19 protein-coding genes are annotated in these 22,484 nt (G+C 64.2%); 5 read left to right on the top strand and 14 right to left on the bottom strand.

Going from position 1 to position 22,484, the window contains the following annotated elements:
- Nucleotides 1–97 precede the first annotated feature (97 nt).
- The gene (locus tag ACTHL4_RS05345) at nucleotides 98–1,411 is read left to right on the top strand and encodes an oligosaccharide flippase family protein (RefSeq protein ID WP_440281703.1); all 1,314 of its coding nucleotides are present in this window, start codon (nucleotides 98–100) and stop codon (nucleotides 1,409–1,411) included.
- A gap of 863 nt (nucleotides 1,412–2,274) precedes the next feature.
- On the opposite strand, the gene ACTHL4_RS05340 is transcribed toward ACTHL4_RS05345, so the two are convergent.
- The 9 genes from ACTHL4_RS05340 to ACTHL4_RS05300 all read right to left on the bottom strand — a co-directional run bounded on the left by ACTHL4_RS05340 (nucleotide 2,275) and on the right by ACTHL4_RS05300 (nucleotide 13,458).
- Complete coding sequence (locus tag ACTHL4_RS05340) at nucleotides 2,275–3,069, bottom strand: glycosyltransferase family 4 protein (protein WP_440281702.1); 795 nt, start codon at nucleotides 3,067–3,069, stop codon at nucleotides 2,275–2,277.
- A 148-nt stretch (nucleotides 3,070–3,217) separates the two neighbouring features.
- Nucleotides 3,218–4,453 (bottom strand): hypothetical protein, encoded by a 1,236-nt coding sequence (locus tag ACTHL4_RS05335; RefSeq protein ID WP_440281701.1) that lies wholly within the window; start codon nucleotides 4,451–4,453, stop codon nucleotides 3,218–3,220.
- 3 nt (nucleotides 4,454–4,456) lie between these two features.
- On the bottom strand, nucleotides 4,457–5,743 hold the full coding sequence (locus tag ACTHL4_RS05330; protein ID WP_440281700.1) for a glycosyltransferase: 1,287 nt from the start codon (nucleotides 5,741–5,743) through the stop codon (nucleotides 4,457–4,459).
- Nucleotides 5,740–6,867 (bottom strand): non-hydrolyzing UDP-N-acetylglucosamine 2-epimerase, encoded by a 1,128-nt coding sequence (wecB, locus tag ACTHL4_RS05325; RefSeq protein WP_440281699.1) that lies wholly within the window; start codon nucleotides 6,865–6,867, stop codon nucleotides 5,740–5,742. The genes ACTHL4_RS05330 and wecB overlap by 4 nt, the downstream gene beginning before the upstream one ends.
- A complete protein-coding gene (locus ACTHL4_RS05320) occupies nucleotides 6,864–7,967 on the bottom strand; it encodes a polysaccharide biosynthesis C-terminal domain-containing protein (RefSeq protein WP_440281698.1) in 1,104 nt (367 codons plus the stop codon). Before ACTHL4_RS05320 ends, wecB begins: the two co-directional genes overlap by 4 nt.
- Nucleotides 7,964–9,001 (bottom strand): polysaccharide biosynthesis protein, encoded by a 1,038-nt coding sequence (locus ACTHL4_RS05315; RefSeq protein ID WP_440281697.1) that lies wholly within the window; start codon nucleotides 8,999–9,001, stop codon nucleotides 7,964–7,966. Before ACTHL4_RS05315 ends, ACTHL4_RS05320 begins: the two co-directional genes overlap by 4 nt.
- Nucleotides 8,998–10,149: a DegT/DnrJ/EryC1/StrS family aminotransferase gene (locus ACTHL4_RS05310; RefSeq protein WP_440281696.1), complete on the bottom strand. Its 1,152-nt coding sequence runs from the start codon at nucleotides 10,147–10,149 to the stop codon at nucleotides 8,998–9,000. The genes ACTHL4_RS05315 and ACTHL4_RS05310 overlap by 4 nt, the downstream gene beginning before the upstream one ends.
- Nucleotides 10,146–12,011 carry a polysaccharide biosynthesis protein gene (locus ACTHL4_RS05305; protein ID WP_440281695.1) on the bottom strand — a complete coding sequence of 622 codons (1,866 nt, stop codon included), beginning with the start codon at nucleotides 12,009–12,011 and terminating at the stop codon, nucleotides 10,146–10,148. Before ACTHL4_RS05305 ends, ACTHL4_RS05310 begins: the two co-directional genes overlap by 4 nt.
- Nucleotides 11,989–13,458 carry a polysaccharide biosynthesis tyrosine autokinase gene (locus ACTHL4_RS05300; protein WP_440281694.1) on the bottom strand — a complete coding sequence of 490 codons (1,470 nt, stop codon included), beginning with the start codon at nucleotides 13,456–13,458 and terminating at the stop codon, nucleotides 11,989–11,991. Before ACTHL4_RS05300 ends, ACTHL4_RS05305 begins: the two co-directional genes overlap by 23 nt.
- A gap of 181 nt (nucleotides 13,459–13,639) precedes the next feature.
- On the opposite strand from ACTHL4_RS05300, the gene ACTHL4_RS05295 reads away from it, so the two are divergent.
- Nucleotides 13,640–14,572, top strand: a complete 933-nt coding sequence (locus tag ACTHL4_RS05295; protein WP_440281693.1) for a hypothetical protein — start codon at nucleotides 13,640–13,642, stop codon at nucleotides 14,570–14,572.
- 6 nt (nucleotides 14,573–14,578) lie between these two features.
- Here ACTHL4_RS05295 and ACTHL4_RS05290 read toward each other — a convergent pair whose 3' ends face one another.
- The 4 genes from ACTHL4_RS05290 to ACTHL4_RS05275 form a co-directional block, all read right to left on the bottom strand.
- On the bottom strand, nucleotides 14,579–15,247 hold the full coding sequence (locus ACTHL4_RS05290) for a GDSL-type esterase/lipase family protein (RefSeq protein WP_440281692.1): 669 nt from the start codon (nucleotides 15,245–15,247) through the stop codon (nucleotides 14,579–14,581).
- Nucleotides 15,248–15,327: 80 nt separating this feature from the next.
- Nucleotides 15,328–15,507, bottom strand: a complete 180-nt coding sequence (locus ACTHL4_RS05285; protein WP_440281691.1) for a DUF6104 family protein — start codon at nucleotides 15,505–15,507, stop codon at nucleotides 15,328–15,330.
- Nucleotides 15,508–15,536: 29 nt separating this feature from the next.
- Nucleotides 15,537–15,905: a type II toxin-antitoxin system PemK/MazF family toxin gene (locus ACTHL4_RS05280; protein WP_440281690.1), complete on the bottom strand. Its 369-nt coding sequence runs from the start codon at nucleotides 15,903–15,905 to the stop codon at nucleotides 15,537–15,539.
- Nucleotides 15,860–16,099, bottom strand: coding sequence for an antitoxin MazE5 (locus ACTHL4_RS05275; RefSeq protein WP_440281747.1), 240 nt, complete (start codon nucleotides 16,097–16,099; stop codon nucleotides 15,860–15,862). The genes ACTHL4_RS05280 and ACTHL4_RS05275 overlap by 46 nt, the downstream gene beginning before the upstream one ends.
- A gap of 298 nt (nucleotides 16,100–16,397) precedes the next feature.
- On the opposite strand from ACTHL4_RS05275, the gene ACTHL4_RS05270 reads away from it, so the two are divergent.
- The 3 genes from ACTHL4_RS05270 (at nucleotide 16,398) to ACTHL4_RS05260 (ending at nucleotide 18,130) form a co-directional block, all read left to right on the top strand.
- Nucleotides 16,398–17,414, top strand: a complete 1,017-nt coding sequence (locus ACTHL4_RS05270) for a YihY/virulence factor BrkB family protein (RefSeq protein ID WP_440281689.1) — start codon at nucleotides 16,398–16,400, stop codon at nucleotides 17,412–17,414.
- A gap of 69 nt (nucleotides 17,415–17,483) precedes the next feature.
- Nucleotides 17,484–17,735, top strand: coding sequence for a type II toxin-antitoxin system Phd/YefM family antitoxin (locus ACTHL4_RS05265; protein ID WP_440281688.1), 252 nt, complete (start codon nucleotides 17,484–17,486; stop codon nucleotides 17,733–17,735).
- Complete coding sequence (locus tag ACTHL4_RS05260; RefSeq protein ID WP_440281687.1) at nucleotides 17,732–18,130, top strand: PIN domain-containing protein; 399 nt, start codon at nucleotides 17,732–17,734, stop codon at nucleotides 18,128–18,130. The genes ACTHL4_RS05265 and ACTHL4_RS05260 overlap by 4 nt, the downstream gene beginning before the upstream one ends.
- A gap of 274 nt (nucleotides 18,131–18,404) precedes the next feature.
- On the opposite strand, the gene ACTHL4_RS05255 is transcribed toward ACTHL4_RS05260, so the two are convergent.
- On the bottom strand, nucleotides 18,405–22,256 hold the full coding sequence (locus ACTHL4_RS05255; protein WP_440281746.1) for a multifunctional oxoglutarate decarboxylase/oxoglutarate dehydrogenase thiamine pyrophosphate-binding subunit/dihydrolipoyllysine-residue succinyltransferase subunit: 3,852 nt from the start codon (nucleotides 22,254–22,256) through the stop codon (nucleotides 18,405–18,407).
- Nucleotides 22,257–22,484: the final 228 nt, after the last annotated feature.

Raw genomic sequence — 22,484 nt, 5'->3', positions numbered from 1 at the left:
ACAATGGTATTGGGTGGGTCGACCATGAGAGCTGGAAGTGTCGCAGCTGCTGGGGCGCTGATCGTTGATGATGTCGCCCAGGACACATTAGTTCTCGGTGTCCCTGCACGGCCGGTCAAGGCGCTTGACTGACTCGGTGGAGGTCCAGAGCAGGTTCGCGGGGTTCGTCCCTGCGCGGTTCCGTGCCGCGGCCGTAAACGGATTCTGGGCGTACATGCTTCAAGCCACGAACCTTCTCGTGGCGCTCTTGTTGCTGCCGTATCTCACGCGGACGCTCGGGCGCACCGGATACGGCACCTTCGCCTCTGCACTGAACTACATCACCTACTTCAGTATCGTGACCGCATGGGGATTCGACATGTGGGGTGCTCGGGAGGCTGCGAGAAAGACGCCTGAGGAACTCTCGGACCTCTTCACTCGTATCACGTGGGCACGGACGCTTCTGCTTGGCGCATCCGTGGTTGCGCTCGGTGGCCTTGCCGCATTATCAAGTCAAGACGCTCGCAGTGCGCTGTTCGCCATGATGCTTGCGTTGGTTGGACTCACCTACAACCAGACTTGGCTTTTTCTCGGAACTCAACGGTTGCGTCTCGCGGCTTTGGCAACCATCTTCACAAAGATCCCACTCCTTGTTGCCGTGTTCTTCGTGATTCGTCGACCCAGGGACGCCGTCCTGTACTGCGTGCTGTATGGCGCCTCGATTGTTGCTGGCTCAGTTGCTCAGATTTTCCTGGCTCGTCGTGACGTGGGATTGCGTCTAGTATCAATTCCGTTCGTAGCCGTGAGAGATGCTATGCGTTCCGCCTGGCCGCTCTTCGTGGCGAACATCATGAGTACGATTTGCAATGGAGTTGGCATCACCGTGTTGACAGTGCGGGCCAACGCTGGCGAGGTTGGGGACTATGCAGCCGTACTGCGCCTCGCCACGACCGCTCTATTGCTGTTTGCACCACTATGGACCGCGCTGTATCCGCAGGCCTGTCGTCGCTACGCGATTTCGCGGGTTGTAGGCAACCATTTCGTGATCCGAATCTCGACAATTTTGCTGCCGGTATTCGGGATAATCAGTTTCGCTGCAATTCTGGGGCGCGACCTGTTCGCCCGTACCGTGCTGGGTGACGCTTACGCCGACGCTTCCACACTTCTTGTTCCCCTGATGCTGTGGACGTTTCTAGGTATCGTTGGCAACCTGATCGGTACCCAATGCTTGGTGGCGGCAGGACATCAGAAGGAATACAGTCGCGCATTGGTTCTTTCAACCATGGCGACTGTTCTTCTTACTGTGCTGCTGGTGCCGCATGGGGCCGTAGGAGTTGGTTGGGCAACAGCACTCGGCCAGCTTGCCAGTGTCATCATGATGCTGGTCCTAGCTGTGTCCTTGAACCGGCGTCTCGCTGCGAGCTCAGGGTAGTAAATGCAGTGCATTTGCAACAGATTGCCACTGCTTGCGCACGGTCGGCTCGTCGATGATGGGTGACCGATGGTTCGTACTTATTGGCGTCGGGTCTCCGATCCAGGCTGGCTCACGGCCGACTCTGGATGCTACTTCTTTGTGAGCAGGAAGTGGACTAGCAAGAACGTTGCCGCTATGCAAAAGGGCTTCGGCCAACCCGAATCCGAGGCTCTCTAGCGAGCTCGGTAACACACAGAGGCTGGCGCCCCTGTAGAGGCCATACATCTCGTCATGGCTGACCTGGACGCGCTGTCCATCGATACCTTGCTCCCTGCAGCGAGCAAGAGTGGCTGGCCAGCAGCCGGAACCGTCGTCAGCTCCGGCGAACACAATTCGCCTGAGGTCTGGGCGTCGAGAACGAACGAGTGCCGCAGCTGATTGCGGTTGCTTAAACCAGCTGAGAGTGCCAACGACGAGCGCGTAGCCAGGATCGGTGGGTTGAGCGGCGAGTCGAGTATCACTCCAACCACTCAAGCCGGCAGTCGCTTCGGCCACAATTGGAGTTCGGCCGGTTGAGGCGGCCAGGAGCTCACTCATTGCGTGCGTCAGGACTACGACCTCAGCCGCCCGCCGAATCTGGAGTTGCGCTACGGCTCGACGAGCAGCGGCGACCATCTTCATACGTGCAGGATACGGAGCCAAGGCGGTGACGAACTCAGGAGTTGGCATGACATTCCATGCGCTCTGCACCAGAACACTGCGAAGTGCTGAACGCGAACGGGAAGTCTCGATCAACGAGATATCCACGGGCCAGTTTTTCACGCCGACGCTCGTCAGGGAGGCACGTACCACACCTCCACCGAGACTCTCTCGCGGTGAGGTCAACGAACACCGCCCAGAGCGCGGAGGTCATCGAGCATGTCCTGCGTAGGGTCGTATGGTGGGACGGGCACACGATCGAGGTAATCGACGCTTTGAGTCATTGCCTCCTGCCAAGCTCCAACGTCACGTGCTTGAAGCACACTGCCCCGTTCGGGATGGCCAACCAATAACTCCGAAGCGCCAACCTGATCGCTGATCAGCACGCGGCTTCCGAACGCTAGACCTTCGTTGACGACCAGCCCCCATGGTTCTGCAAGTGACGGAAGGAGGACAACGTCGGCAGGCAGGTAGTAACGGTCCAGCTCCGGGTATGCGATAGCGCCTGTGAAGTGAATGCGCGGATCACCGACTGCCAATTCCTGAAGGGCACCGCGTGATGGCCCGTCTCCGACGATAGTGAATGACCATTCTTTAGATATCGTGGCGTCGATGGAAAGGAAGGCAAGAATTACGGTTTCGATATTCTTGACAGGATCCAGTCGGCCGACGAACAAGAAGTTCATCGCGTTGGGGTCTGATCTACGAGGTTGGGGTGGACTGCCAGTCGAATTCGGCAATTCCGGTGTGCTGTAGGGGATGAGGCGTGTGTTTTTACGTCGCAGGTACTTGTTCCAGTACTCTTGGTTTTTCTCGCCAACCGTCCACACCCGGGTCGCCCGTGGGAAGGCTGCGCGCATCAACATCTGTCGGACTCGACGAGCGAATGTCGAGTCACGCTCGACCTGTTGGATGTTTGAGTCTGAACGGGTGGTTACTTTGGTACGCCGTAGATGCGCGGCCAGAAGCAGACCCACCCGGGTCGGGCCACGGTAGCCAAACGGCGCAATGACCCGGAGTGACCGTGAGGTGAGCCCATAAGCAGCCACGACCAATCCGTCCCTGAGTGTATCGTCAACGTAGCGGTGTGGGTGAGAGACAACCAGGTCACCCCATCCGTGCACGTTACTTCGCCGAGCCAAGTACAACACCGCGACGTCGTCGCTTTCCTGGGCTATGGCGTTCATGACCGGCGTCCGCTGCGGTGATGGTAGTGGGAGGACGAAGAGGGTCCGCGGTCGCGCTGTGCGCAGCCATGACCACAGCCCAGTACATGACGAAGAGCGCGGAGACACCGGCAAAATACCAACCTTCCAACAGTGAACTGACGACTCCGAACGTGGCGCACGCCGCGACGCGTGATCCGGATCGGAATCCGACTTTGATGATGATGAGATATGCGAGGACGCACAACGCCATCGCTATGAGGCCCTCCTCGGCGAGCCATCGAAGGGGTGTGGAAGCAACCTCGACGGCCGCCTTCCCATAACCAACACCACCCAAGACGTGCCACGTCGCGCCGTGGAGAGCGTAGGCAGTGGTGTTTGCGCGACTGTTGTTCGTCCGGAGCAATTCAGCGACCAGCGGGCCGCCCTCGATAAGCATGGCGGAAACGCCAGTGAACGCTGTGGCGGTGAGCTTTCGAGCTCGAGCACGAGTGTTCGACTCGTGTTCGCTTCGAAGCACGAGCACGATCAGCGCCGCGCTAATCGCAACGGCACTTGACCGGCTGCCGCAGAGGAGGATCGAAGCAACTGCAGGTACGGAGAGGACGAGTAACCGATAATTAAGCGGTTTGGTCGTAATCGCGTGTAGTAGCCAGATCGCCGCGAAAAATCCTAGTGTATTGGCGCTGACAAAAAAACCCTGAAGCCGGTCGCCCACAATCGAGAGCCCGGGTGTTGCGACGTACATGACTAGGCCTATGATCAAACAAGCTTGGATGGCGACAGTCATGCCTTCTACAAAGCGCTGACTTTGCCCGGTGCGGTACATTGCTGCGACCGCGGAAACGCCGACGACGAATGCGACCCCGGTGATAACCGTTAAGACTGCGAAGTTGTCAAGAACGCTAGACATTGCATATAGCAGCCCCCCGAGGAGCACCAATCCGGTTATGTCGCGGGGCACCCGACATCGTTGAACAGTGTCGTCCGACCGATATGTGGCGGCGAACAGGATGAGGACGAGCAAACCTTCGGCGCGCAGCGCAATCGCCGCCGTTTCACTCGCTCGTAGAGACGAATGTCCGGCGAGGAACAGAAAGCCGGAACAAAATCCCCATGTTCTTGGATCGCATGGCAGCGCGAGAAGATGGACGGCAAATACGAAACCGATAAGTAGGATTGCCCAGGTGAGCATAGGCTAACCGCCCGACTGATGACGCTCGACGTCGAGCGCGAGTTGGCGCATGCGACCCGCCTGATAAAGGTTGTTCTTCTTGTCGAGAACAAAGCGGCGACCTTCTGCCCCTCGTTTGTGTAACGAAAGCAGCCCCAGCCCCAGTGACCGACTCAATGCTTCGGTGATGTGATCGGCGCTGGATCCATCGATGGTTAGTACATAATCGTAGTATTCAGGGGGCATTCCTGGGAGGCGAGTGGTCAGGACGGCGGTTCCAGAAGCAAGGTATTCCATGTTTTTCGACGGAAACGAGAATTTCGTGAACTCCTGGTCGGCAGGTCGTGGATTCACCAGTAACCAGGCTCGTTCTTCAGCTGCGATGACTTGTTCGACGTCGACGGAACCACGGAAGTCGATGCGTGAATCTTCAGAGGCATGACGGCGTATCTCACCGGCGTAGTCACCTTGGCCGTAGATCACCAACCGTGCGTCGCTGTCATTGTACGCACGGAATCCCTTGACCAGCGCTTCAAGGCCGTATTCTTTGCGTAGGGCGCCGGCATATAGCACCGTTGGCTGTTCGTCTCGGTTTTCGAGAAGAACCGGGGCCATGGCACGCTGAGAGTCCGCGATCCCCTCCATGACGATGTGCGGCTTGCCCGCAGCGTTGATCTTCCCGTTCAGAGCCTCTGTTAGCACCACAAACCCGTCGAGCGAGTTGATGCAGCGCCAGGTAATGCGGCGGCAGATCCTATGCACCATAGTCAACCTACGGTTGCTCGCATCGGCGACGTCAGCCATGTAGGAGTACAAGTCGGCAAAGATACCGATTCGGTTAACCGAGGTCCCGCTCAGCGCTAGGAGCGCGCCAGGGAGGGCGGAGACGTAAGAGCAGTCGACGAAGAATGTGCGCGAGTCCGTCCCGCGCGTACGCCAGCGCCATCGCACTGTTTCGTGCATTATTGCGGCGGCGAGGCCGAGTTGTTTTACCAGTGGCCGATTGACGAAGGCAGGTGAGACGACATGGACCCCGTTGTCTTGGGTTTCCTCTGCGCGCTTCCAGAACCGGCCGGCGTGAAACCTAGGTGAAACCGGTCGGCCGACACGCGACTCGATGTGTGCAGGTCCTGCGGCGAGACCCTGAAGGATCAGATTATGGAAACGGAAGCTCGCGGCAGCCATGCCGTATGTAACTTCCTGCGCATCTGGCTTAAGCCTCCTGCGAATTCGGTTGAATTCGGAAGGCGACGGAGCCGAGGATAGATAGAGGATCTCCGCCGCAGCCCGGTCTGGCGGCTGATTAATCATGGGCGAATTCCGGACCATTGATGATGCCGGTGAGCAGTGGATAGGATGAAGTTCACCGCTCGCCGTGAGCAATCTTCGATGAGATAGTCGTCGGGTGTGATATCCGATACCCCATCCCGTTGGTAGACGCTGTCCATGGTGACGCGTACGGCAGCAACCATGTCGTCGGCATGCAGTCCCGTCATAATGATGGCCGCGGTGTCGAGTGCCTCGGGTCGTTCGATTGAGTCGCGCCGCGTCACGGCCGGGAAGCCGAGGATAGAACTCTCCTCTGCGATCGTGCCGGAGTCGGAGAGGCAGCAGGCGGCGTCGAGCTGGAGCTTATTGTAGTCGTGGAACCCGAGAGGTTCGCTGAAAGTGATGCCTTCGGGCACATTCCAGCCCGGCAATGCCTCAAGGCGTTTGCGAGTGCGTGGGTGGGTGGACACGAATACGGGCTTGTCGAAGGTGGTCTGGACCGCGATCAGGCAGTCCAGCAGCGCGTGCAGGCGGTCAGGGGAGTCGACGTTTTCCTCGCGGTGGGCGGAGACAAGGAAGTATTCCCCCTCCTTGAGTCCGCGTTGGGCAAGCACGTCCGAAGCGTCGATCTGTGCGCGGTAGGCGTCGAGTACTTCACGCATCGGCGAGCCGGTCTTGAGGATTCGACGCGGGTGTAGGCCTTCGGTCAGCTGGTTGCGCCGGGCGTGCTCGGTGTAGACCAGATTGAAGTCCGCGACATGGTCGACCAGCCGCCGGTTGGTCTCCTCCGGCACGTTCTCGTCGAAGCAGCGGTTGCCGGCTTCCATGTGATAGACGGGAATCCGGAGTCGTTTGGCCATCACCGCAGCGATGGAAATGTTGGTGTCGCCGAGCACGAGCACCGCGTCCGGCCGTTCCTCGAGCATCACCTGCTCCGACCTGATCAGCGTTTCACCGAGCACGTGTCCAAGAGTGGAGGTGTGTACCTCGAGGAAGTGATCCGGTTTGCGCAGGCCGAGATCGGCGAAGAAGACACCGTTCAACTCGTAGTCGTAGTTCTGGCCGGTATGCACGAGGACGTGATCGACGGTGGCGTCGAGCCGCGTGATCACCCGCGACAGTCGAATGATCTCCGGCCGGGTCCCGACGATCGTCATGACCTTCATACGAGCTGCTCCTGCGCGACCGGCTCCCAGAACGTGTCCGGTGCCTCGGGGTCGAAGAGTTCATGCGCCCAGAAGAGCGTCACCAGTTCGTCCTCCCCGGTGTTCGTGATGTTGTGAACCCACATCGTGGGCATGTCGACGATGGCCGGTTCGTCACCCGTCACGTCGAAGCTGACCACCTCGTCGGTGAAGACCTTGCGCAGGGAGATGCGTGCCTTCCCGCGGATGACGACGAAGCGCTCGACCTTCTCCAGATGGAAGTGCTCGCCGCGCGTGATGCCTGGATGGGTCGTCGAGACGAAGGTCTGTCCCTGCCCGCCGTGGGCGCGCATCGTCTCCACGAGGTCGCCGCGATTGTCGGCATGCTGAGTCAGCTTGATCGGGTAATGCTGCGGAAACATCGCCCACCGGAGGGTATTGAAGAGTTCGACGTCGAGTTCGTGCAGCAGGGGAGGGATGTCGCCCACGTCATACAGCTGCTTCATTGACACGAGCGTGTCCCACACCGTCTGCACAGTCGTTTCGGAGCCCAGCGGCTCAAGGTTCGGCAGCCCGGTGGTCAGTCCGTCGACCAAAGACTGTGCGGCACCCTGCACGTGCAACAACCGGATCGGGCGGTCGACGACCTCGGGGGTCTCCCCGGAGATAATCTTGTGCACGAAGGTTGCTACGAACGAGTTGTAGTCGGGTCGGCCCCCTTCGCCGAAGATGTTCGGCAACCGGACATCCACGTAGGTCGCCCCGGTCGTAGCGGCCGCCTCGGCCAGCACGTTGTTCGCCTTCGCCTTGCCCTCGCCGTACGGGCTGGCGGTGCCGGCCCAAATGGAGTTTGCGTAGACGACGCGCTTTACCGACGGACTGTCCCGGAGCACAGCGGAGATGTCCTCAGCCAATTGCACGTTGCCGTCGTTCACCTTGTGCGGCGTGCCACGGTTCACACCCGCGACATGGATGATCGCCTCGCAGTCCTTGGCAAGCTCGGCTAGCTGCGACCAATTGTCGCGTGTCGCCAACACCACCTCGTGCTCGCTGACGGCGCGCAGCCGCACGCGGGTGTGCCAACCGAGGAAGCCGGCGGATCCGGTGAGAAGGATCCTCATGAATGATTGCCCTTCCGCAAATGCTGGATCTCGGGGAGTCGGAGCAGCAGCTCACAGGCCGCGTCAACGTCGAGTTGGGTTGTGTTGGACGACGTGTAGTCGGTGACCGCTGCCGCGGCGCGGTCGCCTTCGTCGACATACAGCTCGTACTCCAGAGATCTGGCGTCAAGTGGGACCCGGAAATAGTCACCCTGATCGATCGACTTGGCCCTCTCCTCCTGGCTCAGCAGCGTCTCGTGCTGCTTCTCACCGTGCCGAGTGCCAATCACCCTGATTTCCGGCTCGTCGTAGCCGAGCACCTTGGCGACCGCTTTTGCCAGCACCTCAACGGTGGAGGCCGGTGCCTTGCGGACGAAGAGGTCACCCGGTTGTGCGTTGAAGAACGCGTGCAACACCAAGTCGACCGACTCGTCGAGGGACATCAGGAAGCGGGTCATCGATCCCTCAGTGACAGTGACCGGCCGCCGTTCCTTCAGCTGGGAGACGAAGAGCGGGATCACCGAGCCGCGTGAGTACATCACATTGCCGTAGCGAGTCGTCGACACGACCGTGCCGCTCTCAGGGTGGTTGCGTGCCCAGGCCTGGGCTGACTTCTCCATCAGCGCCTTGGTCATGCCCATTGCATTGACGGGGTAGACAGCCTTGTCGGTGCTCAGACAGACCAGGGAACGGACACCGGCTGCATGTGCTGCGCGGATGACGTTTCGACTGCCCTCCACATTCGTCTTGACCGCCTGCTCGGGGAAGAACTCACAGGACGGCACCTGCTTCAGGGCAGCCGCGTGGAAGGCGAAATCGGCGCCGACGCACGACTCGGCGACGGAGTCGTAATCACGGATGTCACCGAGAAAGAGGCGCAGTCGAGAGTCCGCAACGGTCTTGCGTAGCTCGTCCTGCTTCGCCTCGTCGCGACTGACGACGTGGACGGCGGCGACGTCTTCCTTCAGCAGATGCCGCACCATCGTGGAACCGAACGATCCGGTGCCACCCGTGATGGCGACGGTCGCACCAGCAAGGCTCTCGGTGGTGCTCATGCTGCGTTGGGTGCGAGTTCGAGGGCAGCGATGACACTGGCGATGACTCGTTCTATCTGGGGAGCGGTGAGCTCTGAGCCGCTGGGCAATGTGACACCTTCCTCGAAGAGACGTTCGGAGACCGAGCCGCCATACATGACGGACTTCGCATAGAGCGGCTGCAGATGCATGGGTTTCCACAACCGCCGGGCTTCGATGCCGTCCGCGGCGAGACTTTCGATCAGGTCGGCCGCGCGGGCAGTGTGGACCGTGGGGTCGAGAACCATGCAGGTCAACCAACAGTTGTCGGCCGCGTCGTCGCCGTCGTGGTCACGGCCCAGAAATCGAATGCCGGGTCGATTGCCCAGTTGGTCGACATACAGCTGCCGGTGAGCGCGTCGTCGCGAGATCATCTGGTCGAGTCGGCTGAGCTGACCAACGCCGATGGCCGCAAGCACATTGGACATCCGGTAGTTGAAGCCCATCTCCGTGTGCTCATACCACGGGGCCGGCTGGCGTGCTTGCGTCGACAGGTAGCGGGCGCGCTCGATCAGGTCGGTGTCGTCGCTGAGCAGCATTCCGCCGCCGGATGTCGTCATGATCTTGTTGCCGTTGAAGGAGAGCGCCGCCACCGACCCGATGGATCCGGCCGGCCGCCCCTGGTGCAACGCACCAAGCGCCTCGGCAGCATCCTCCACGAGCTGTACTCCGCGGGCGGCTAGCTCTGGCTCGAGCCGGGCGTAATCGACGGCCCGACCGAACAGGTCCACCGACAAAACGCACGCGATGTCCCGTCCCTCGCTGATCAGGTCATCGACGGCCTCGAGAGTGAGGTCGACGTCGAGGTTGGCGTCGGAGTGTTGCGAGTCGACGAAGACCGGGTCGGCTCCGGTGTAGAGGACAGCGTTCGCGGTCGCCGCGAAGGTCATGGACGGAACGACGACGACCTTGCCCGGGCCGGCGCCGTGGTGCAGTAGGGCGAGGTGCAGGGCGGCCGTTCCCGAGGACAGCGCCACCGCACTATGCACACCGACACGTTCGGCGACCTCATGTTCGAAGCGATCGACCATCGGTCCGAGCGGTGCGACCCAGCCGGAGCGTAGCGCCTCCAGCACCAGGCGCTCCTCGACCTCGGTCACGTCCGCTCGCGACATGTGGATCCGTGTCATGCCTCCTCCCTTGCATGGAGGTGGCGGCGCGTGGCCTCGGTCCGCATCCGGTAAAGGGCACCGGCGCCGTCCATGGGGTCACTCGAAAGCACGACCGATGGATTCAACGAGGGCACACCGACGTAATCAATGAGCGGGTGACTGGAGGCGTGAATGTCTTCTCCGGGTGTGAAGAGCTCCTCGGAGAGCTTCTCGCCAGGGCGCAGGCCGGTGTAAACGATGTCGACGTCCTTCTTGCCGGACAGATCGATGAGGGTTCGCGCGACGTCGACGATCTTCACCGGGCTACCCATCTCCAGCACCATCACCTGGCCGTCGCCGCCGATGGCGGCGGCTTGCAGCACCAGCTGGCTGGCCTCGGGGATGAGCATGAAATAGCGCTCAACCTCCGGATGGGTCACCGTGATCGGTCCACCACGCTCGATCTGTGCGGTGAACGCGGTGACGACGGATCCGCGTGAGCCGAGCACATTGCCGAACCGCACGCTGACGTAGGTGCCGTCGCTGCGCTCCGCAAAGCTCGCGGTGAGGCGCTCGGCGAGGCGCTTGCTGTAGCCGAGCACGCAGGTGGGATGGGCCGCCTTGTCGGTGGAGACGTTGACGAGCGTCTCGACGCCGGCTTCGTGCGCCGCCTGCAGCACGTTGAGGGTGCCAAGGACGTTGGTCTTCCATGCTTCGAGCGGAAACTGCTCCAGCAGTGTCAGGTGCTTGAGGGCAGCGGCGTGGAAGACCATGTCGGGCTGCTCCTGGGCGAAGACCCGGCGCAGCGCCTCGAGATCCTGGATGTCGACCAGCGCAAGTGTGCCGTCGTCCAGCAAAGCGCGACCGGTCAGGCTCATCTGCGCGGCATGCAGCGCCGACTCGTCACGGTCCAACAGGATCAGCCGCTCGGGCCCGAAGCGTGCGATCTGACGGGCCAGCTCGGAGCCGATGGAGCCGCCGGCCCCGGTCACCAGGACGGTCTTCCCCGAGATGGACTCGGCAATGGCAGTCTCGTCGAGGCTGACCGGACGCCGGCCAAGCAGGTCCTCCAGGTTGAGGCGACGCAGGTCCTGGTGTTGCGGCTTCTGGCCGAGCAGTTCGTTGACGGTCGGGAGGATCAGGACCCCCATGTCGGCACGCCGGGCGTCTTCGCGCAGCGTCCGCACCAGCCCCGCGTCTGCCGAGGGCGAGGCGATCACCAGGGAGGTCGCGCCGCTGGCTGCAGCGACAGCAGCCAGGTCGGCGCGGGTGCCTTTGACCGGAACGCCGTCGATCTTCAGGCGCCGCTTGCGTGGGTCGTCGTCGAGGATCGCGATCGGGGCGTAATGCGAATCGTTGTCGCGCTGCATCGCGCGCACCAGGCGGCGGCCGCCGTCGCCGGCGCCGAAGATGACGACCTTCTCGACGTCGTCGGCGGTGGCGGTGCGCCCCCAACGGTAGGAGCGCACCACGAAACGGAGCGTGAACATGCCGATCAGCGCGAACGCCGGCACCATCAGCGCGAGGCTGCGGGGGACGTGCGGGAACCAGGGCGAGAGCAGGGCAAGCAGGATGAGCGCAGCCGCGGTCAGCACGATCGAATAGCCGATCGCGACGGTCTCCTCGAAAGAGCCGCGGACGTGGTCGATGCGGTAGGGGCCGACGAGGATTCCGATGATCAGGTATATCGCGGCGGCCACGACGGCGAACTTGAGCACTGACCAGTTGCCGAGGTCACTGACGTCGAAGTCGTAGCGCATCCAGGTCGCGAAGAAGGTAGCGGCCACGACGAGCAGTGCGTCGACTCCTGCCCAGACGCTTTGCACCGCTCGCTCACGTGCTGAACCGCTCAACGACATCGGCGGCTGCAGTGCCTCTTCAGCGGGTGCGGAGTCGGGCATGCCGACCCCTTTCCCCGACGGTTGCGTCAACCGGCTCGGAATCAGTGTGCCCAGGGTTGGCGGGCTCGATGCGGGTCGGCACGTCGGTGCGCGGCGCGTAGCCATAGGAGTAGTCGTAGTAACCGGCGACGCGGTTGCCGCGTGGGACGCGGTTGATCGTCACTCCGAGCAGCTGTGCGTCGACGGTGTCGAGCGACTCGAGGGCTGTGCTCACCTGATCGCGTGTCACCAAACCGCTTCCAACCACGAGGACCGCGCCGTCCGCGATCGTGCTCAGCAGGGCCGCGTCCGTCACCGGCAGCAGGGGAGGTGCGTCGATCAGCACGTAGTCGAACTGGTCGTTCAGCTTCTCCAGAGTGGCGCGCATCGGCGCCGAGCTGATCAGCTCACTCGGGTTCGGCGGCAGCGCGCCGGCACCGAGCACCGCGAGCCGGCGCTTGCCAAAGGGCTGGAGCACGTCGGACAGCTCGGCCTGGTCGATGAGCACGTCGGTGAGGCCGACGCCGCCCTCCATGCCCAGGTAGTCCAGTAACCGTGGGCGGCGCAGGTCGCCCTCGACGAGGCAGACGCTGGCGCCGGTGTCAGCGATCACCAGGGCCAGGTTGGCCGTCGTCGTCGTCTTGCCCTCACCGGCCAGCGAGGAGGTCATCACGATGGTGCGGGGGTGGTTGGCGGCATCAACGAAGCGCAGGTTGGTGCGCAGTGTGCGGAAGGCCTCGGCGCGCGAGGAGTGCGGGTCGGTCTGCACCAAGAGGGGATGTTTGGGCGCGTCGCCGTCGAACGGAATGGCGCCGATGATGGTCAGGTCCTCGGAGAGCTCCTCGACGTCCTCCTTGGTGCGCACCTTGCTGTCCAGCGTGTGCCGCAGCACGGCCAGGCCGAAGCCGAGCAGCAGACCCAGGATGAGGCCCAACGCCAGGTTGCGCGTCGGCTTCGGGCTGACCGGGGAACGGTTGATGACCGCATTCTTGGTGACGGTGACCTTGACCGGGCTGGTCTTGTCGGCGGAGACCCGCTCGAGGTTCTGCGCGGTCTTCGGGAACTGCTGGCCGATCGCGGCGGCGATCTGCTGCGCTTGGTGCGGGCTGCGGTCCGTGACCGTGACGTCGATCAGCACCGTGTTGGGCGGAACCGTCGCGGTGACCTTGCCTGCCCAGTCGCTCGCTGTGCCCGGCAGGTGCAACTGCTTGATCACCGGGTTGAGCACCACGGGCGCATTGACCAGCTGCGTGTAAGACGTGACACGCGCCTGGCTGAACGTGCTGCTCTGGGCGAGCTGTGCCGGATCACTGGAGTCGGACGTCGAGACGAAGAACTGCAGACTGGACGAATACTGCTTCGGCGCCAACAGGCTGTAGGCCTGCGCGAGCAAGAGCACGACCAGAGTGGTGACGGCGACGGTCTTCCAGCGCTTCCGAAGGATCCGAAGATAACTGCGCAGGTCCATGAGATCCTTCCCCCGGTGGCAAAGCCAGGTACATTCCGTCCCAGAAGTGGCCGCAAATCACAGGCAGCCGTCGAGGAGCGTACCGCCTTAGCACACTTACTAGCGAGTCACTTGCATATTTCACCTCGGATTGCTATTCACCTCATGTGTCACTCAAGCACCGGAGTCGGGAGATCAGCGGATGAAGATGTCGCTCGTCGGCGGAGCGATCGGCGCGCTCGTGCTGGTCAACGCCGGTGCATTCGCCGCGGTCCATCAGCACTTCCAGGTGCCGGCGGCGACCGCGTCAGCGGCCACAGCGTCGCTGACGCCCAGCCCCAGCACCAGCAACGACACCATGACCACGCCGGCCACCGGAACGCCGACCGGGGCGTCGCCTGCCGGATCAGCTTCGGCGTCCATGAAGGTCGACGCGGTCGACCCACTGGCTGTGTCGGTGATCGCCGCCAATGGGCAGCGCGCCTGGCGTGCGGTGAACTCCGGCGAGTGCAGCGCCAATTCGTCGGTGACCGTGCAACAGACCCAGGACGGCGGCCGCACCTGGACGACCAAGGCTGCGGCACCGGCCGGGGCGATGCAGAGCATCAGTCTCAGCGGCAGCGGCCGGCTGCAACTGAGCGGGCAGACGAGCGGCGACTGCTCGCATGCCGTCTGGTTGCTGACCGGCGACACCTGGTCGACGTCCAGCTCCGCGTCCTGGCTGCCGGCCGGCGCGCGCAGCGCCAAAGTGCTCCACGGCAGCAGCACGCGACAGGCATGCGACCGGGGCTGGGTCATCGACCTCGCCGTGGCCGGCGACACCGCCGACGTGCTGTGCTCCACCGGCGAGGTGCGCGCGATCCCCACGAGCGGCTCGCCGAAGACGATCTACCAGTCGGCCGACGCGCTGAGCATCGCCACCACCGGCGGCAACACGCTGGTGGTGGCGCGCACCGCGAAGGGTTGTGACGGCGTCCAACTGGTCACGGTCGCCAAGGGATCCGCTCAGCCGATCACCTGCGTGCAGGGTGCCAGCACGGCGACCGACCTAACCTTTGCCGGCGACAACGGCTGGCTGGTCGCCGCGCACAATACCTGGACCGGCGGGGTGACCGGCGACTGGTCGAAGAGCTGACGCCCCTCAGCTGTCCAGCTGCAGCCAGCCCTGCCAGCCGGCGTGCAGCACCAGCCAGGCGATGAGGCCGTAGCCGGCCTGGCCGGGGTGCATGCCGTCGCCGGAGGCAAGGTCGGCGTGCCACTGGTCGTGGCCGAGCAGGGGACGGAAGCAGTCGACATAGGTGACACCCCGGCGCGAGCAGACGTCGGCTTGTGCGTCGACCAGCGTCTGCAGCCGGTCGTTGGTCTCCGCGTCGATGGTCGGGGAGGGGCCCACGACATACGTCGAGATGGCGCCGGACGACGCATCGTCCAGGATGTTGGCCAGGTTGAGCCGTGAGCGGGCGGTGGTCAGCCCCTGGGCGATGTCGTTGAGGCCGACGCTGACCACCAGGCGCCGCTCGTTGGCCCTCGCCCAGCGCGGCTCGCACTCGCTCTGCCACCGGGCCAGGACGTCGGTCGAGCTCTGACCGCGGATGCCGAGGTTGTAACTGGCCAGGTCGATGCCGGCGTGCGGCGTGCGGGCGACCACCCGGGACACCCAGCCGAGAGCCTTCGGATCGCCCAGGCCGGCCACGAAGGAGTCGCCGACGAAGCACAGTCCGACGTGACGGTCACCTTCGGTCACGTGAAAGCGTGCGGTGGGGCTGAACTCGGGGTCGCTGCCGTCGTGGTGAGTCGTCACGTCGGACATTGTCGCGCATGGCGTCGCTGCAGTCCGGAAGGGCGTGGTCGCGAGTCGCTCAGGAACGCGTTTGGACTTCGTCGGGCCCGTCAGTCGTCCTCGTCGTCGTCCAGCCGGGCCAGCCAGGTAGCGAGTCGTTCGACCGGCGTCTCGAAGTCGGGGTGCAGATCGACGAACGTGCGCAACTGGTCCGACAGCCAGCCCAGGGTGACCTCTTCGTCACCGCGCCGGGCGGCGAGTTCTTCGATGCCTCGATCCGTGAAGTACAACGTGTCCTCCGTGCAGGTTTGAAGGGTGCTCAGACGTCGCAGTCGACCGCGACGGCAAGTGCAGCGCAGATCAGCCGCATCCGCGTGTCCGCCAGCCTGCCGAGCCGCTCGGTGAGTGCGGCGACCGACACGCTCTCCACCGAGTCGAGGTTGACTGCCGACTGCTTCGGGACGGGGTCTTCGCCGGGTTCGAGAACAACCTCGCTGGCCAATCCGCGGATTGTCGTGGTGCACGGAGCAACGAGGGCCCGTCGGTGGCGGGGAATCGCCGCGTCGCGCGACAGGACCACGACGGGGCGTCGAGACACTTCCGGAAGTTCGCACCACCAGACCTCACCTCTCGCGGGCCAGCTCACGACTTGCTCGCGGCCGCGCGGAAGCTCGCCAGATCCCCCCATGCGTCGGGCTCATCCACCGGATGCGATGAGTATGCGAGATCGTATGCAGCATCGATCTCAGCCCTCCGTTTGCCGGCGAGGAGCGCACGCAGCGCTGCGTCCATCAAGGCCGCATCGGCTGCGGGTGCGACCGACGCGCGAGCGGCAGCGAGCAGGTCGCTGTCGACTGTCGTGCTGATGCGAGAGCGGGGCATGCCACGATTATGCCACGTTTGGGGGATGGTCTCGATACGGCCTCGCCTAGCGGCTCGGCCTACTCGACCAGCGTGCGTGGGGGGTCGGGCTACTCGGCCAGCGTGCGTGTGGGCTCGGGCTACTCGGCCCAGCCGTGCGTGTGGGCTCGGCCTACTCGACCAGCGTGCGTGTGGGCTCGGCCTACTCGGCCAGCCGTGTGGTTGGGCTCGGGCGCTACTCGACCAGCGTGGACGGCGATTGATCGACTTCACCATCGGGTACCGCGGGGTGACCCTGCGACCCCGACGGAGAGAAGCGATGACCTCGACACGAGCCGATGGCGACGATGAGGCACAGAAGCCGCAGACACCGGCCGACATACCCAAAGCGGGTTGGCTGACGATCCTCAAGCGCGCGCTCCAGCAGTTCAAACACGACAACGTCACCGACCACGCAGCGGCGCTGACCTACTACGGGATCCTGGCCATCTTCCCCGGGCTGCTGGTGCTGGTCTCGATCATGGGCCTGCTGGGCAAGTCGACCACCGACCAAGTGCTCAACAACGTGCGCCAGCTGGCGCCGGGCGGCGTCTCCACATTCCTGCAGACGGTCATCACCCAGGTGCAGGGACGCGCCGGCGCCGCCGGGATCGGCGCGATCGTCGGTCTGGTGATCGCCCTCTGGTCGGCATCGGGGTATGTCGCCGCCTTCATGCGCGCCGCCAACTCGGTCTACGAGATCGGCGAGGGCCGGCCCATCTGGCGCACCATCCCGGTGCGGGTGCTGACCACGGTCGCCGTGGTGATCATGCTGCTGATCTGCGTGGTGATCATCGTGGTCAGCGGCCCGATCGCCAGCCAGGTCGGCAGCGCGTTCGGCATCGGTGACTCGCTGCTGCTGGTGTGGCGGATCGTGAAGTGGCCGATCCTGCTCATCGTGGTCGCGTTGCTCTTCGCGCTGCTGTATCGCGTGACGCCGAACGTCAAGCAGCCGAAGTTCCGCTGGATCACCCTCGGCGGCGTCCTTGCCGTGGTGTTGTGGCTGATCGCTTCGGGGCTGTTCGCGTTGTACGTCTCGTTCTCCGGCTCCTACAACAAGACCTACGGGTCGCTCGCCACCGTCATCATCTTCCTGGTGTGGCTGTGGATCACCAACATCGCGATCCTGCTGGGCCTGGAGTTCGACGCCGAGACGCAACGGGAGCGGGAGGTGCAGGCCGGTATGCCGCCCGACGTCGAACCGTTCGCCGAACCCCGGGACACCCGCAAGATGGACGAAGAACAGAAGGAACGCGTCGAGGAGGCCGAGCGCATCCGCGACGAGACCGAGGACTGAGTGCACGCACTCCTGACAGTCATTCGGTGAATGTAGATCAAAGTAGATCAACCTGCGTATGCTGAGGTCATGAAGACGATCAGTGCCCGGGAGCTGCGTCAGAACCCCTCGAAGATGCTCCACGACGTCGAAGCCGGAGAAACCTACGCGCTCACCATTCACGGCCGGCAAGTGGGCAGAATCGTGCCGGAGCGGAACGCGGCACGCATCATTCCAGCGAAGACGACAGGCCCGGTGGACACTTCGGTGTTTGCTCGCCATGCGTTGAATACAGCTGGCTCGATCGATGAGCTGCTGCAGGACATGAAGGGCGAGTGGTGAGCCAGTTCTATCTGGACACCTCCGTAGCCGGGAGGATTCTGCTCGGCCATTCGCCATCGGCCGTGGACTGGTTCGCTCAGGCTGTCAGCGACGGGGAATACCTGGTGTCGTCTCGACTCCTACGCACGGAGTTGACCAGATTGCTCCGGAGGGAGGGGCTTTCGTTGGAGCGGCGGGGCGAAATCATCGACCGCCTCGCGACGATTCCGGTGGATCACGGAACGCTCACTGCGGCGGAAGCGATCGTGCCGCACGTGAAGACACTGGACGCCATCCATCTGGCTTCGGCCCTGCATTCCGGTCTGGACGATCTCGTCATCGTCAGTCACGATCGGAACATGTCGCAGGTTGCCGAGCAATTGGGATTTGAGGTGTTGGACCCGGTCGAGGACTGACTTCGGCCGACGCAACCCTGTCCCGAAGGGCCAACGGTCGCGCTGTAAGGACGAATCGCATACGCGCAAGGGCCGCACACCGGGTGGTGTGCGGCCCTTGCGCTGTGTGGAGCGGTGCGCGGGTCTCGATACGCTTCCCCCGCTTCGCTCCTCCGCTACTCGACCAGCGCGAGCCCTTCGAGACGCCCGCTCGTGCCTCACGGGCTCCTCAGGGCGCAAGCGCTCGACCAGCGTGACTTGATCTCGATACGGGCTCGTCCCTCGCCCTACTCGATCAGCGTCGGTCGAAGGCGAGCTTCATCAGCTGCTCGCGCTGCTCGTCGTGCCGCTTGTGCGAGCCGGTGGCCGGGGCGGCCGAGGCCGGGCGGGAGACCAGCCGCAGCGGGCGGGTCTCACCCAGCGGGGCCAGCATCTCGGGCAGGTTGAGCGCCATGAAGGACCAGGCACCCTGGTTCTTCGGCTCGTCCTGCACCCAGACGATCTCGGCGTGCGGGTATTTGCGCAGTTCCTCGGCGATCTCCCGAGCCGGGATCGGCGCGAGCTGCTCGACACGCACGATCGCGGTCTGGGTGTCCCCGCGCTTGGCGCGCTCGGCCTCCAGGTCGTAGACCACCCGCGACGACGCGAGGATCACGCGGGTCACGTCTTCCGGCTTCGGCGACTGGTGGTCCGGCATCACCGGACGGAAACGGCCGTTGGTGAAGTCCTCCGGGTTGGACGTCGCGGCCTTCACCCGCAGCAACTGCTTGGGCGTGAAGACGATCAGCGGCTTGCGCGGCCGGGCGGCCGCCTGACGGCGCAGCAGGTGGAAGTATGAGGCCGGCGTCGACGGGTAGGCGATCGTCATGTTGTCCTCGGCATACAGCTGGAGGAAACGCTCGATGCGCGCCGACGAGTGGTCGGCTCCCTGGCCCTCGTAGCCGTGCGGCAGCAGCAACACCACCGACGAACGCTGCGTCCACTTCTGCTCCGAGGAGCTGATGAACTCGTCGATGATCGTCTGCGCGCCGTCGACGAAGTCGCCGAACTGCGCCTCCCACAGCACCAGGGCGTCCGGGCGCTCCACCGAGTAGCCGTATTCGAAGCCGAGGGCGGCATACTCACTCAGCAGCGAGTCGTAGACCCAGAACCACGCCTGGTCGGGGGAGAGATAGCGCAGCGGCGTCCACTCGTTGCCGTTGGTGTGGTCGATCAGCACCGAGTGCCGCTGCACGAACGTGCCGCGACGGCTGTCCTGACCGGCGAGGCGCACGGGGGTGCCCTCCATCAGCAGCGAGCCGAAGGCGAGCAGCTCGCCCATCGCCCAGTCGATGCCGCCGCTGGTCGTCATGTCCGCCCGGCGCTGCATCAGCTTGGCCAGCTTCGGGTGGACGGTGAAGCCCTCCGGCGGGTTGGCCCAGGTCTTGCCGATGGTCAGCAGTTGTTCGCTGCTGATCGCGGTGTCGAAGACGCTGCCGTCGGCGCGGGTGTCGTCGGCCTCCTGCGCGGACGGCCGCTCCAGGCCGCCGTGGCCCTCGGCGTCGGTGCCGACCGAGCTGTCCGCGGCCGGAGCCGACAGCTCCTGCTTGGCGGCCTTGGTCTCGGTGAAGACCCGCTCCAGCTGCTTCTGGTAGTCCTTCAGCGCGGCCTCGGCCTCGTCCGGGGTGATGTCGCCGCGGCCGATCAGTGCCTCGGTGTAGAGCTTGCGGACGCTGCGCTTGGCCTCGATCAGCTTGTACATCATCGGCTGGGTCATCGACGGGTCGTCGCCCTCGTTGTGGCCGCGGCGGCGGTAGCAGACCATGTCGATGACGACGTCACGGTTGAACTTCTGCCGGTATTCGTAGGCCAGCTCGGCCACGCCGACGCACGCCTCCGGGTCGTCGCCGTTGACGTGGAAGATCGGCGCCTGGATCATGCGCGCCACGTCCGTGCTGTATGTCGAGCTGCGGCTCTGCTCCGGTGCGGTGGTGAAGCCCACTTGGTTGTTGACCACGATGTGGATCGTGCCGCCGGTGCGGTAACCGCGCAGCTGCGACAGGTTGAGCGTCTCGGCGACGATGCCCTGCCCGGCGAACGCCGCGTCGCCGTGCATCAGGATCGGCAGCACCGTGAACGCGGCGCCGGCCAGGTTGATGCGGTCCTGCTTGGCACGAGCGATGCCCTCCAGCACCGGGTTGACAGCCTCCAGGTGGGAGGGGTTGGCCGCCAGGTAGACGCTGGTGCTGTTGCCGGCGTCGGAGGTGAAGGTGCCCTCGGTGCCGAGGTGGTATTTCACGTCCCCGGAGCCCTGCACCGACTTCTTGGACTGCTGATCCTCGAACTCGCGGAAGATCTGCCCGTAGGACTTGCCGGCGATGTTGGCCAGCACGTTGAGGCGGCCGCGGTGCGGCATACCGATGCAGACCTCGTCCATGGAGTCGTCGGCGGCCTCGGAGATGATCCGGTCGAGCATCGCGATGACCGACTCGCCGCCCTCGAGGGAGAAGCGCTTCTGGCCGACGAACTTGGTCTGCAGGAAGGTCTCGAAGGCCTCCGCCGCGTTGAGCCGGCGCAGGATGCGCAGTTGCTCGGCGCTGGACTGCTTCTCGTAGCCCTTCTCGACCTTGCTCTGGATCCAGGCCCGCTGCTCGGGGTCCTGGATGTGCATGTATTCGATGCCGATCGAGCGGCAGTAGGCGTCGCGCAGGATGCCCAGGATCTCGCGCAGCTTCAGGAACGGCTTGCCGCCGAACCCGCCCGTCGGGAACGTGCGGTCCAGGTCCCACAGCGTCAGGCCGTGGGTGGTGACGTCCAGGTCGGTGTGCCGGCGCTGCTTGTATTCCAGCGGGTCGGTGTCGGCCATCAGGTGACCGCGGACCCGGTAGGCGTGGATCAGCTCCTGCACCCGGGCGACCTTGTTGATGTCGTCGTCGTGGCCGGCGTCGATGTCCTGCACCCAGCGGATCGGCTCGTAGGGGATCTTCAGCGACTGGAAGATGTCGTCGTAGAAGTTGTCCTGGCCCAGCAGCAGCTGGTGCACCACGCGCAGGAACTCGCCGGACACGGCGCCCTGGATGACGCGGTGGTCGTAGGTCGAGGTCAGCGTGATGATCTTGCTGACGGCCGCCTCGTTGAGGGTGTCCTTGCTCGCGCCCTGCCACTCGGCCGGGTAGTCCAGCGCGCCGACGCCGATGATCGCGCCCGCGCCCTTCATCAGCCGCGGGATCGAGTGGACGGTGCCGATGCCGCCGGGGTTGGTCAGGCTGATCGTCGTGCCCGCGTAGTCCTCGACCGTGAGCTTGTTGGTGCGCGCCTTGCGCACCATCTCCTCGTATGCCGCCCAGAACTGCGCGAAGTCCATCTCCTCGGCGCCCTTGATGCTGGGCACGACCAGGGTGCGGGAGCCGTCGTCCTTGGCCAGGTCGATCGCCAGGCCGAAGCCGACGTGGCCGGGCTTGACGAGCGTCGGCTTGCCCTTCTCGTCCTCGCCGAGCGAGTAGTTCATCTCCGGAATCAGCTTCAGCGCCCGGATGATGGCGTAGCCGATCAGGTGGGTGAAGCTGACCTTGCCGCCGCGGCTGCGGGACAGGTGGTTGTTGATGACGATCCGGTTGTCGATCAGCAGCTTCGCCGGGACGGCACGCACGCTGGTCGCGGTCGGGACCTCGAGGCTGGCCTCCATGTTGGAGACGATGCGGGCCGCGACGCCCTTCAGCGGGACCGTCTGGTTCTCGGCGGCCTCGACCTCCGGCACCTTGGGGGTGCCCGCGTCGCGGGCGATGACCTTACCCTCCCGGCGCTCATAGTCCTCGGGGTTGGGGCGCGGCGCCGGGTCGCGGCGGTTGTCCTTCGTGCCCTTGGGGGCCTGCCGGGCGGCGCCATTCGGCGCTTCGGCGGCCGGGGCGGTGCTGGTGGTGGCCCTCGCGGTGTCCTTGCTCGCGGTGGTGCTGGTGTCGGTGCTGGCCGTGCTGGGTGTGGGCGGCTCTGTCGTGCCGTTGCCCGCCGGCGTCTCCGCCGTGCGTGGCCGGTAGTCCTCGAAGAAACTCCACCACGCCTTGTCGACGGAGTTCTTGTCGTTCTTGAACTGCTCGTAGAGTTCGTCGACGAGCCATTCATTGGGTCCGAATGTCGCGAGGGGGTCAGGCGACTGGGATGACACGCGAATGCGCCTCTTTCATCAAGGTCGGCACGGCCATGCTGAGGATGTCCGGCTATGCGGGTTTCAGGCGTATGACGACGGGGACCGCCATACGAGGTCCAGCCTAACGCCCGGCGGTTCCTCGCCGACAACAGGTCATGGGGCGTGTGCTATACGGTTTTTCGGCGCCGTACGCGGCGTGTCGGCCGGCTCGGGCAGGCATTGTCGGAAGCAATCAGGGCTTGCAACTCACGA

Source organism: Flexivirga sp. (assembly GCF_051955415.1).
Taxonomy (GTDB): domain Bacteria; phylum Actinomycetota; class Actinomycetes; order Actinomycetales; family Dermatophilaceae; genus Flexivirga.
Note: the sequence above shows the minus strand (reverse complement) of the source record. Positions and strands in the feature narration are given on the sequence as shown.